Source organism: Photobacterium damselae (genome assembly GCF_003026815.1).
Taxonomy (GTDB): domain Bacteria; phylum Pseudomonadota; class Gammaproteobacteria; order Enterobacterales; family Vibrionaceae; genus Photobacterium; species Photobacterium damselae.
Genome location: NZ_PYOG01000021.1, coordinates 51,815 through 64,299, shown reverse-complemented (window position 1 = coordinate 64,299; position 12,485 = coordinate 51,815). Strand labels below are relative to the sequence as shown.

General features: G+C 42.5%; 11 protein-coding genes and 1 tRNA gene. 8 read left to right on the top strand and 4 right to left on the bottom strand.

The window, feature by feature from the left end:
* Window positions 1-179 precede the first annotated feature (179 nt).
* A complete protein-coding gene (gene plsY / locus CTN07_RS16160) occupies window positions 180-797 on the top strand; it encodes a glycerol-3-phosphate 1-O-acyltransferase PlsY (protein ID WP_005301408.1) in 618 nt (205 codons plus the stop codon).
* A 75-nt stretch (window positions 798-872) separates the two neighbouring features.
* Here the strand turns inward: plsY and tsaD are convergent, their stop codons facing one another.
* Window positions 873-1,892 carry a tRNA (adenosine(37)-N6)-threonylcarbamoyltransferase complex transferase subunit TsaD gene (tsaD, locus tag CTN07_RS16155; protein WP_005301409.1) on the bottom strand — a complete coding sequence of 340 codons (1,020 nt, stop codon included), beginning with the start codon at window positions 1,890-1,892 and terminating at the stop codon, window positions 873-875.
* Between the two features lie 252 nt (window positions 1,893-2,144).
* Between tsaD and rpsU the strand changes: the two genes are divergently transcribed.
* The 7 genes from rpsU (at window position 2,145) to CTN07_RS16120 (ending at window position 9,878) form a co-directional block, all read left to right on the top strand.
* Window positions 2,145-2,360: a 30S ribosomal protein S21 gene (rpsU, locus tag CTN07_RS16150; RefSeq protein WP_005301411.1), complete on the top strand. Its 216-nt coding sequence runs from the start codon at window positions 2,145-2,147 to the stop codon at window positions 2,358-2,360.
* Between the two features lie 30 nt (window positions 2,361-2,390).
* The gene (locus CTN07_RS16145) at window positions 2,391-2,834 is read left to right on the top strand and encodes a GatB/YqeY domain-containing protein (protein ID WP_005301412.1); all 444 of its coding nucleotides are present in this window, start codon (window positions 2,391-2,393) and stop codon (window positions 2,832-2,834) included.
* Between the two features lie 147 nt (window positions 2,835-2,981).
* A complete protein-coding gene (dnaG, locus tag CTN07_RS16140; RefSeq protein ID WP_005301414.1) occupies window positions 2,982-4,736 on the top strand; it encodes a DNA primase in 1,755 nt (584 codons plus the stop codon).
* Between the two features lie 92 nt (window positions 4,737-4,828).
* Complete coding sequence (rpoD, locus tag CTN07_RS16135) at window positions 4,829-6,688, top strand: RNA polymerase sigma factor RpoD (protein ID WP_005301416.1); 1,860 nt, start codon at window positions 4,829-4,831, stop codon at window positions 6,686-6,688.
* A 176-nt stretch (window positions 6,689-6,864) separates the two neighbouring features.
* Window positions 6,865-6,940: transfer RNA gene (locus CTN07_RS16130), tRNA-Ile, on the top strand.
* Window positions 6,941-7,467: 527 nt separating this feature from the next.
* Window positions 7,468-8,880: a pyruvate kinase PykF gene (gene pykF, locus CTN07_RS16125; RefSeq protein WP_005301418.1), complete on the top strand. Its 1,413-nt coding sequence runs from the start codon at window positions 7,468-7,470 to the stop codon at window positions 8,878-8,880.
* Window positions 8,881-9,224: 344 nt separating this feature from the next.
* Entirely contained in the window at window positions 9,225-9,878 is a 654-nt protein-coding gene (locus tag CTN07_RS16120) for a GntR family transcriptional regulator (protein ID WP_005301422.1), read from the top strand.
* Between the two features lie 89 nt (window positions 9,879-9,967).
* Here CTN07_RS16120 and CTN07_RS23265 read toward each other — a convergent pair whose 3' ends face one another.
* From CTN07_RS23265 to CTN07_RS16105, 3 genes are all read right to left on the bottom strand, one after another.
* Window positions 9,968-10,096, bottom strand: coding sequence for a hypothetical protein (locus CTN07_RS23265; RefSeq protein ID WP_106141552.1), 129 nt, complete (start codon window positions 10,094-10,096; stop codon window positions 9,968-9,970).
* A 118-nt stretch (window positions 10,097-10,214) separates the two neighbouring features.
* Window positions 10,215-10,712: an acetolactate synthase small subunit gene (gene ilvN, locus CTN07_RS16110; RefSeq protein ID WP_036764453.1), complete on the bottom strand. Its 498-nt coding sequence runs from the start codon at window positions 10,710-10,712 to the stop codon at window positions 10,215-10,217.
* Window positions 10,705-12,429, bottom strand: coding sequence for an acetolactate synthase 3 large subunit (locus CTN07_RS16105; RefSeq protein ID WP_005301424.1), 1,725 nt, complete (start codon window positions 12,427-12,429; stop codon window positions 10,705-10,707). Before CTN07_RS16105 ends, ilvN begins: the two co-directional genes overlap by 8 nt.
* Window positions 12,430-12,485 lie beyond the last annotated feature (56 nt).

The following is a 12,485-nucleotide window of genomic DNA, read 5'->3' as shown; positions in this document are numbered from 1 at the left end:
GGAATAAGCACTAAGTTAAATAAGATTTGGACTATAACACAGCCCTTTCTAAACGACATAAGCCGACATTAGTTTTCTACTAATTTAGTGCTCAAGATAACAAACTTACATCACGTTTCATATTACAGTGGGGAGACAAATATTCCTCACCGAATGATTGGAATAATTCTAGGAACTGCATGACACCATTAGCTCTCGTCATCATCATTGCAGCTTATCTACTGGGCTCGATCTCCAGCGCGGTATTAATTTGTCGTCTTTACAGACTCCCCGATCCAAGAGATTGTGGTTCAGGAAATCCAGGGGCAACTAACGTATTAAGACTGGGTGGTAAAACTGCCGCGAGCCTTGTGTTAGTGTGCGACATTTTAAAAGGCATGATCCCGGTTTGGCTAAGCTATTTCCTCGGTTTGAATCCGTTTTTACTCGGAATTATCGCCATTTCAGCTTGTTTAGGCCATATATACCCTATTTTCTTTCATTTTAGAGGGGGGAAAGGGGTTGCGACAGCACTTGGAGCATTGGCACCTATCGGTTGGGATTTATCGGGAATGTTGATCGCAACTTGGCTCGTAGTTGTCATTATTACAGGCTATTCGTCATTAGGATCTCTCATTACAGCCCTTATCGCACCACTTTTTACTTGGTGGGTAAAACCAGAATATACCATGCCAGTAGCGATGCTTTCTTGCTTAATTATCTTTCGTCACCACGATAATATTCGCCGTCTTATCGATGGGCAAGAAAGCAAAATATGGGATAAATTTCGCCGCAAAAATAAGCAAAATGCCGCATAAATTCTGAATTTAACCAAATGGTAGATATAAAAAAAGCGATCATCCGATCGCTTTTTTCATTTCAGACAAAAACCATTACTTATCAATTGGTTTTAGCTGATCAATTGGCCAACGAGGGAAAGCTTTCACGCCCAGATCCATCAACTCTTTATTCTTGAGTCGCTGCATACCAGCATAAGCAATCATTGCGCCGTTATCTGTACAAAATTCAGTACGCGGGTAGAACACTTCCCCTTTCATACCTTTCATCAATTTTTCGAGCTCTTGGCGCAGATATTTATTCGCACTCACGCCGCCGGCAATAACTAAACGCTTCAAGCCTGTTTGCTTAAGAGCTCGCTTACATTTAATTGCGAGGGTATCTACTACCGCTTCTTGGAAAGCAAACGCGATATCAGCGCGAGTTTGCTCATCATCACCATTGCTACGAATAGTATTTGCCGCAAATGTCTTCAGACCAGAGAAGCTAAAATCAAGCCCTGGGCGGTCCGTCATTGGACGAGGGAAGGTAAAACGACCCGGAGTACCATTTTCTGCCATTTTCGACAGCAGAGGGCCTCCTGGGTAATCTAATCCCATTAGCTTCGCAGTCTTATCAAATGCTTCACCAGCTGCATCATCAATAGACTCACCCAAGATTTGGTATTCACCGATACCCTTCACTTCGACCATCATGGTATGGCCGCCAGAAACCAACAATGCCACAAAAGGAAACTCAGGTGCGTTCTCTTCTAGCATCGGAGCCAATAAATGGCCTTCCATATGATGAACAGCTACCGCAGGAAGATCCCATGCATACGCTAGGCTACGGCCAATTGTTGCACCGACTAATAATGCCCCTACAAGACCTGGACCTGCAGTGTAAGCAACCCCATCGAGATCTGCTGGCGTTAATCCTGCAGACTTCAAAGCAGCTTTCACCAATGGAATGGTTTTTTTAACGTGATCACGTGATGCCAATTCTGGAACAACGCCGCCGTAATCTGCGTGTAATTTTACTTGGCTGTAAAGTTCATGTGCCAATAGGCCTTTTTCATCATCGAAAATCGCAATACCTGTCTCATCACAGGAGGTTTCGATGCCCAAGATACGCATAAATAACCTCTATACCATAAAGGGGCAAAAATGAAGAATATCACCGTATTTCAACGACTACTGACATCTTCATTGAGAATAAATTTCATCAATTACTGCACATGTTACCGTTCTAAACAGAAATTAACCAGTTCAACGACGTAGAATGCTTTACAAATGCCCCTAGATCAGATTAGAATTTCGCACCATTTTTAATCAACTGACACTCTTTGAACGTCAGTACAAACCGAATCACTCTGAGGTGAGTATTACATGCCAGTAATCAAAGTACGTGAAAACGAACCGTTTGACGTAGCACTACGTCGTTTCAAGCGCTCTTGCGAAAAAGCAGGTATCCTTTCTGAAGTACGTCGTCGTGAACACTTCGAAAAGCCAACAACTGTACGTAAGCGTGCTAAAGCAGCGGCAGTTAAGCGTCACCTGAAGAAATTGGCTCGCGAAAACGCGCGTCGCGTTCGTCTGTACTAATCTTCGGATTTTTACTAGAAGGATTGCGTTATGACTCTGATTGAACGTCTTAAAGACGAACAAAAGGCGGCGATGAAGGCGAGAGACAAAGCTCGTCTTGGTGCTATCCGTTTAGCTCTTGCTGCAATCAAACAACGTGAAGTCGACGAAAAGATCACTCTTACCGACGACGACATCGTTGCAGTATTAACGAAAATGGTTAAGCAACGTCGTGACTCTGTAGCTCAATACGAAGCTGCGGGTCGTCAAGATCTTGCAGATGTTGAACTTGCTGAGATCTCAGTACTTGAAGAGTTTATGCCTCAACCACTAAGCGATGACGAAGTTGCCGCTCTGTTGGATGAAGCTATTGCTGCAACAGGTGCTGCAGGTATGCAAGACATGGGCAAGGTTATGGGCGTACTGAAACCGCAAATTCAGGGTCGTGCCGATATGGGTAAAGTTAGTCAGTTAGTGAAAACTAAACTAGGCTAATCTAAGCTCTGTTCTGCAACAAGCCGCGTTATCCTTATGGAGTACGCGGCTTGTTTGTATTTACTTATCTTAAAACCAAAAACATAAGCCTTTGTATATAAAAGACTTATTTTCTTACACCCCAATTTAGGTTACGTTCGAATTATTATGGCAGGTAGAATCCCTCGTTCATTTATTGATGATCTTATCTCTCGATACGATATCGTTGATGTGATCGATTCTCGGGTAAAACTGAAGAAAAAAGGCAAAAACTTCGGTGCATGTTGCCCTTTCCATAATGAAAAAACGCCCTCTTTCTCTGTTAGCCAAGAAAAACAGTTCTATCACTGCTTCGGTTGTGGCGCACACGGCAATGTCCTTGATTTTGTCATGGAATTTGATCGCTTAGAATTTGTAGAAGCGATTGAAGAATTGGCCTCACAACTTGGTATTGAAGTACCGCGAGAAAATGACAATGGCTCAGCGCCTTCAGGACCTCGATCAGCAGAAAAGCGTAATCTTTATGATGTCATGGCGCACATTGCTCAATTTTACCAATCTCAACTGCGTACCGATGAAGGCCAACTTGCGATCGATTATTTAAAAGGTCGAGGCTTATCAGGCGAGATTGTTAAAAAATTTGCAATCGGCTATGTCCCCGATCAATGGGACTTAGTTCGTAACCGCTATGGTCGAGATGAAGCTAGCCAACAAGCGCTTGTTGATATGGGTATGTTGATCGAAAACGATAATGGTCGTCGCTATGACCGTTTCCGTGGTCGCGTCATGTTCCCCATTTTAGATCGTCGCGGTCGAGTTATCGGTTTTGGTGGTCGAGTATTAGGTGATGGCACGCCAAAATACCTTAACTCACCAGAAACCCCTATCTTCCATAAAGGTCGAGAGCTCTATGGCTTACATCAAGTCTTAGAAACCCATCGAGAACCCGAACGTATTTTGGTTGTTGAAGGTTATATGGATGTGGTAGCACTCGCGCAATTTGGGGTGGACTATGCTGTCGCGTCTCTAGGTACCTCGACGACAAGCGAACATATTCAAACTTTATTTCGCCAAACCAGTACAGTTGTCTGCTGTTATGATGGCGACCGAGCCGGACGAGAAGCAGCTTGGCGCGCAATGGAACAAGCACTGCCTTATTTGCTTGATGGACGCGAACTGAAGTTTATGTTTTTACCCGATGGTGAAGACCCAGATACCTATATTCGCCAATACGGTAAAGAAGAATTCGAGCATCAAGTATCTTCTGCTATGTCTCTAATTGATTTCATGTTCAATAGCTTAACCGAGCAAGCCAACATGGAAACGAAAGAAGGTCGCAGTAAACTGATGACGTTAGCCAAGCCCTTAATTGAAAAAGTGGCTGGAGAAGCGCTTCGTGAGTACTTGATCAATAAACTGGGCTATAGCCTAGGATTGCCACCGGATCAAATTCGTCTTGAAAGTAAGCGTCCACAACAAGAAAAACCACGTTTGGTACAACAAAACCTAAAACGAACACCAATGCGTGATGTGGTTGCTTTGCTGATTCAAAACCCAATTTTTGTTAATCAGCTCGAATTTGACACTCAAGCATTTGAAGGGATTGAGGTTGCTGGACTAAATTTATTGCTAACAATAGTTGAAAAATGTCGCACTAACCCCAATATCACTACAGGCCAGTTACTAGAGTCATGGCGAGGTAGTAAAAATGAGGCATTACTCGCCCGGTTAGCCTCATGGGAATTACCCCTATCTAAAGACGAAGACAGTACTCTAGATGTATTTTTAGACGCAATGGACAATGTTATCGGCCAGTGCGTCCAACAACAAATCGAAAAGTTGCAGGCTAAATCAAGCACCGTCGGCTTATCAGTCGAAGAGAAGCAGGAATTACAGTCATTACTGTTGGATCGTCCTGCCTAATAAGTAGTCAACAATTAAGAAATTTGTTATAATTAACGGTTTGCATCTCTGCATACTAAATTATCACTCAGACCCGAAGTTGGATATCGTCTATGGAGCAAAATCCGCAGTCACAGCTAAAGTTACTTGTCGCTAAAGGCAAAGAACAAGGCTATCTGACCTACGCCGAAGTAAATGACCACCTACCGGAAGACATCGTCGATTCCGATCAGGTTGAAGACATTATTCAGATGATCAACGACATGGGTATCAAGGTTGTAGAAACAGCCCCTGATGCCGATGAACTGATGATGACAGAAGATAATGCCGATGAAGACGCCATTGAAGCTGCGGCGCAAGCATTATCAAGCGTAGAAAGCGAGATCGGCCGTACAACAGACCCTGTACGTATGTATATGCGTGAGATGGGTACTGTTGAACTACTTACTCGTGAAGGTGAAATTGATATCGCAAAACGCATTGAAGATGGTATTAACCAAGTTCAATGTTCTGTTGCTGAATATCCAAAAGCTATCTCTCAACTTCTTGACATGTTCGATAAAGTTGAAGCAGATGAGCTACGTCTAACCGACATTATTTCTGGTTTTGTTGATCCTAATGAAGAGGAAACAGCAGCACCAACGGCAACTCATATCGGTTCAGAATTAAGTGAATCAGATCTTGAAGATGAAGATCGTGACCTTGATGAAGACGAAGATGAAGACGAAGATGGTGACAGCAGCGACGACAGCGATGACAACAACATCGATCCTGAAGTTGCACGTGAGAAATTCACCGAGCTACGTCAGTCATACGAAAAAATGGCATTAGCTATTGATACGCATGGCCGTAATCACCCTACTGCTGAACTTGCTGTTGATGAGCTTTCTGAGATCTTCAAGCAGTTCCGCTTAGTACCAAAGCAGTTTGATAAGTTAATTGGCTCACTACGCGATTCAATGGACAGAGTTCGTACTAATGAACGTCTCATTATGCGTATGTGTGTTGATAACTCTAAAATGCCTAAGAAAACCTTTATCAACCTCTTTGCAGGCAACGAAGCTAGCTCTGAGTGGATCGATGAAGCTCTTAACTCAGGTAAGCCTTACGCTGAGCGCTTAAAAACTTATGAAGAAGAACTTCGTCGTTGTTCTACTAAGTTACGCCTACTAGAAGAAGAAACTGGTCTTTCTATTGAGCGTATTAAAGACATCAGCCGTCGAATGTCTATCGGTGAAGCAAAGGCTCGCCGTGCGAAGAAAGAGATGGTTGAAGCAAACTTACGTCTTGTAATCTCTATTGCTAAGAAATACACCAACCGTGGTCTACAGTTCTTGGATCTGATCCAGGAAGGTAACATCGGTTTGATGAAAGCAGTAGATAAGTTCGAATACCGTCGTGGTTATAAGTTCTCAACTTACGCAACATGGTGGATTCGTCAGGCGATTACTCGTTCTATTGCAGACCAGGCACGTACTATTCGTATCCCGGTTCATATGATCGAGACAATCAACAAGCTAAATCGTATTTCTCGTCAAATGCTACAGGAAATGGGTCGTGAACCTCTACCTGAAGAATTGGCAGAACGTATGCAGATGCCTGAAGATAAGATTCGTAAAGTACTTAAGATTGCGAAAGAACCAATCTCAATGGAGACACCAATTGGTGATGATGAAGATTCACATCTAGGTGACTTTATTGAAGATACAACGCTTCAATTACCTATGGATGCAGCAACGCAAACGAACTTGCGCGCAGCAACCAACGAAGTATTAGCAGGCCTAACACCTCGTGAAGCAAAAGTTCTTCGCATGCGCTTTGGTATCGATATGAATACCGACCACACTCTTGAAGAGGTTGGTAAGCAGTTTGACGTAACGCGTGAGCGTATTCGTCAGATCGAAGCGAAAGCACTACGTAAGCTACGTCATCCAAGTCGTTCAGACGTATTACGCAGCTTCCTAGACGAGTAATCGTTGTAAGTTGATGCGAAAAAAGCGAGCGTTATGCTCGCTTTTTTATTATCTGCTAAAAATTGTCATTCTGCGCCCTAGCCTACAATTTTTAATTAAGTGAATAAAAAGCGAACAAAATAAATGAGTTAAGCGCTAGACAAGGCCAAACTCATCCCCTATAATTTGCGCATATTGGCCCCTTAGCTCAGTGGTTAGAGCAGGCGACTCATAATCGCTTGGTCCCCAGTTCAAGTCTGGGAGGGGCCACCAGAATTTAGAAAAGGCTACCTTCGGGTAGCCTTTTTTCGTTCTAGCCCACCATAAATCTCACAATTTACTCTAACGAACTAATAAAAAACTGAGATATTTGCCAATCTATTGATGAAAAACAAAACTTTCTTTTGGTTTTGCTACATAATTCCCATCTTTACGTCACATTTTCAGCTTAAAAATTTGATCAATATCACATAGTGCTTAGCGAAATGAAGTCTGCTATAATCCAGCACCGTAAAAAGTGAGTAATGAATAGCTGACACAGTGGCTCTTGTCACAAAGCAATAACAACTCGGTTATAAATTAGATTCATGAGCTTTATCAAAGCGAGAACACGTTTTGCTAAAGCAATGTTTTTGCGATTGAATTGGTATTATTACACCCAGTAATACATAAATTTTGTGAAATTATGATCAGAATCTCACTTTATTGGTAAGTTTCAACATCATTGGTTCACATTTTTACTGTATAACACTGGGGTTAAATTTCCCTTGGGTAAAAAGTTCGTCTGGAGAGAATCCTCAATGAAAAAGACCAAGATCGTATGTACGATTGGACCTAAAACTGAATCTGTAGAAGTGCTTACTAAACTAGCTGACGCTGGTATGAACGTAATGCGCCTAAACTTTTCTCACGGTGATTTCGAAGAGCATGGTCGTCGTATCAGCAACCTTCGTGAAGTGATGAAAAACACAGGTAAACAACTTGCGATTCTTCTAGACACTAAAGGTCCTGAAATTCGTACTATCAAACTAGAAAACGGCGAAGACGTTGCTCTAGTTGCAGGTCAAGAGTTCACTTTCACTACTGACACTTCAGTTGTTGGTAACAAAGATCGTGTAGCAGTAACTTACCCAGGTTTTGCTAAAGACCTAAACAAAGGTAACACTATCCTAGTTGATGACGGCCTAATTGAAATGGAAGTTATCGAAACAACTGAAACTGAAGTTAAGTGTACTGTACTTAACAACGGTGACCTAGGTGAAAACAAAGGTGTTAACTTACCAGGCGTATCTGTAAACCTACCAGCTCTTGCTGAAAAAGATAAAGCAGACCTTAAGTTTGGTTGTGAGCAAGGCGTTGATTTCGTTGCTGCATCTTTCATCCGTAAAGCAGACGACGTTCGCGAAATCCGTGAGCTTCTAAACGCAAATGGCGGCGAAAACATCCAGATCATCTCTAAGATTGAAAACCAAGAAGGCGTTGATAACTTCGACGAAATTCTAGAGCTATCTGACGGTATCATGGTTGCTCGTGGTGACCTAGGTGTTGAAATTCCAGTTGAAGAAGTTATCTTCGCTCAGAAGATGATGATTGAGAAGTGTAACCGCGCTCGTAAAGTAGTTATCACTGCAACTCAAATGCTTGATTCTATGATTAAGAACCCACGTCCAACTCGCGCAGAAGCGGGTGACGTTGCAAACGCAATCATGGATGGTACTGACGCAGTAATGCTTTCTGGTGAAACTGCAAAAGGTAAGTACCCTATCGAAGCAGTATCTATCATGGCGCAAATCTGTTCTCGTACAGATAAAGCACTTAAAGCTGAGCTAGGTTCTCGCCTAGACAGCCCTCGTCTACGCATCACTGAAGCAGTATGTAAAGGCGCAGTTGATACAGCAGAAAAACTAGCAGCACCTCTAATCGTTGTTGCTACTGAAGCGGGTAAATCAGCTCGTTCTATCCGTAAGTACTTCCCAACTGCACGTATCCTAGCGATCACAACTAACACTAAGACAGCAGCTCAGCTATGTCTAAGCAAAGGCGTGACTCCAGTTATCGTTGATTCAATCGAAAGCACAGATACTTTCTACGCACGTGGTAAAGAACTTGCTCTAGAAACTGGTCTTGGCGCTAAAGGCGATATCGTAGTTATGGTTTCTGGTGCTCTAGTACCATCAGGCACTACAAATACTGCATCTGTACACGTACTATAATTCGGTACAGGTATAGCATGAAAAAAGGAGCACATTGTGCTCCTTTTTTATTTTTACTCTCATAAAACCTTTTATGTTCTATAAAACGCCCACTATTTGACAATCCTATCAGTAACAAACACTAAGTTTTAACGCTTATTTTCTACTCCATATATCGCATAGATGCACAATAAATCATATAATTATGCCGATTAAAACTTACCCTATATAGGCACAACTCTATAGTGTGTTTTTTTACCTAAACAAGAACACTGTTGCAGTTAACCCCTTATGGATAGAACGCATAATCATCAATAGCGACAACATAAAATATACAACAATGATCATCATGTAAGAGGAAATTTGTGTCTAGTCCGACTTTGACCAACCAAGTGATGGAGGTGATACGACAAGATATTCTGCTTGGAGAATTAGCACCAGGACAAAAACTTGTCGTTGCAGATTTAAAAGAACGTTATAACGTTGGAGCCTCACCCATTCGTGAAGCCTTAGTACAATTATCGTGGCGGAAATATGTTAAGTTTGCCCCACAAAAAGGCTGTTGGGTTGCTCCGGTATCTATTGCAGAACTGGAAGATCTCTTTAATACCAATCTTCTTCTATCTCGTGAACTATTAACTCGATCTATTGCAAATGGAGATGAGAGCTGGGAGCTCAATATTCTCACTACATACCATAAACTAAGCCGCGTAAATCCAGCGGCAGCCGATATTGATTACAATGAATGGGATCAACGCCACAGTGATTTCCATCTGGCTTTAATGGCTGGCAGTAACTCGCCGGTCATGATGGCTCTTTATCGTGAAGTATACGAACAAATTGAGCGCTATCGTCACATTTGGCTAAGCCGATCTCGTGGCTATGAACACCGTTACCAAGATAATGGTGAGCACGAAGCAATGATGAAAGCCGTGTTGAGCCGAAATACAGAGGAAGCTCTACGTCTGCTTAATAAGCACTTTCAGCGAGCGATAGAGACTATCAAGCCTTTCTTGTAGTCTCGATTTATAATAGAAAAGTGAATAAAAAAAGCTCGATCAATGATTGAGCTTTTTTGTTATATCAATCAGGTGATTAACCTATGATATTACCATCCAAATAGTTCTTTATGATGAGTATTAAGTAGCAGCACGACCAGTAAAAAATACAAGGCGCTGACTTTAAATCCTAATATCACCAGACTTCCTGTCGTTAGACGTACGAGAAAAGACTTCATTCGTATCACCTAGTGACTGGGTTACTATTGCATCCCTATTGTTCGGTTCTATCCATAGTAAGAGTTTATGCACCCTCTTATTTAGCCTAGTTCATCGTTCAAAATCTAGCGCATATGATTAAGCTCTTAACGCTCGCTCACCCCGAGCAATACCCACAACACCACTACGAGCCACCTCTATAATATCTGTAGCTTCACCAAGAGCAGCAATGAAAGCATCAAGCTTATCCCCTGATCCTGTTAATTGAATCGTATAGATAGAGCTAGTCACATCCACTATCTGACCTCGAAAAATATCTGCAGTGCGTTTTACTTCAGCACGAGCAAAACCACTTGCTTTCACTTTAACAAGAATGATCTCCCGCTCAATATAGTCAGATTCGCAAATATTACACACCTTCAGCGTATCAATTAACTTATGCAGTTGTTTCTCTATTTGCTCATAGGCCGATTCGTCTTTCACATGAGTTGTGATATTAAGTCGAGATAGCGTTGGGTCATCTGTTGGCGCTACAGTTAACGATTCAATGTTATAACCACGCTGAGAAAACAGGCCAACCACTCGAGATAATGCCCCCGGTTGGTTTTCTAATAAAACTGATATTACTCTACGCATCGGTTTTCTCCGTTTTACTCAGCCACATTTCATTCATCGCCCCACCACGCACCAACATCGGATAGACATGTTCAGTTTCATCGACGCTGATATCAATAAACACTAATTTATCTTTTAGCGCTAACGCCTCTTTTAGCTGACTATCTAGCGTCTTAGGATCTGTAATGCGTACGCCAACGTGACCATAAGCTTCAGCAATAGCGGCAAAGTCAGGAACAGAGTCCATATAAGAGTGAGAATGTCGACCTTGATAAATCATATCTTGCCACTGTTTTACCATGCCTAAGAACCGATTGTTTAGGTTAACAATCTTAACGGGTATATCATATTGCAGCGCGGTTGATAGCTCTTGAATATTCATCTGTATACTGCCATCACCCGTTACACAGATCACCTCTTCCTCGGGTAAAGCAAACTTAACCCCCATAGCGGCTGGTAAACCAAAGCCCATGGTGCCAAGCCCACCAGAGTTAATCCAACGACGTGGTTTTGCAAAGGGATAATAAAGTGCAGCAAACATCTGATGCTGACCAACATCGGAGGCAACATAAGCATTGCCTTGAGTTAATTGATATAACGATTCAATAACTTGCTGCGGCTTAATACGATCACTATTAGTCTCATACTGCAAACATTGACGATCCCGCCAGCCTTGAATGTCGTGCCACCAACGATCCAATTCTGCCCCATCATTTGTTTCTTGTTGTTCATTGAGCAGTTTTAGCATCAGTTCTAAAACTACATCAGCCGAACCTACGATAGGAATATCAGCATTAACCGTTTTGGAAATTGAAGATGGGTCAATATCAATATGAAGGATCGTGGCATTAGGACAGTATTTAGCGAGATTATTTGTGGTTCGATCATCAAAGCGAACCCCAACACCAAAAATTAAATCTGAGTTGTGCATGGTCATATTGGCTTCATAGGTACCATGCATACCAAGCATTCCGACACTGTTTGGATGATCGCCAGGAAATGCTCCAAGTCCCATTAACGTACTAACAACGGGAAGATTGAGCCTCTCTGCCAGTTCCAATAATTGCGCAGAACAACCAGACATAATGGCCCCGCCACCAACATAAAGAGCCGGACGTTTAGCGGCAAGCAAGGCTTTAAGTCCTCGCTTAATTTGCCCTTTATGGCCATTCGTTGTTGGATTATACGAGCGCAGTGCAATAGTTTCAGGATAATGATACGGATAACGCTCTTGTGGATTGAGCATATCTTTCGGAATATCAACCACAACAGGCCCCGGGCGTCCCGTTGCTGCAAGATAAAATGCCTTTTTGATTATGGTCGGAATATCTTCAGGCTTGGTAACTAAAAAGCTGTGTTTAACAACAGGTCGAGAAATTCCCACCATATCACACTCTTGAAAAGCATCATTGCCAATCAAGCTACTCATTACCTGACCTGAGAGCACGACCATCGGGATCGAATCCATATAAGCCGTTGCAATCCCTGTGATGGCATTGGTAGCCCCAGGTCCTGATGTCACAAGCACAACGCCAACCTCACCAGTTGCTCGTGCGTAGCCATCTGCCATATGAACAGCGGCTTGTTCATGACGGACCAAGACATGCTCAATATCGCTTTTTTCATGTAGAGCATCGTAAATATCAAGCACTGAACCACCAGGGTAGCCGAAGATGTGTTTCACTCCTTGGTCGATCATTGAACGCACAACCATATCGGCACCGGACAACATTTCCATATTTTGCCTCCGAATAGAATGATATCTAGCTATATAGCGTCGAAGGCTGTCGGTGG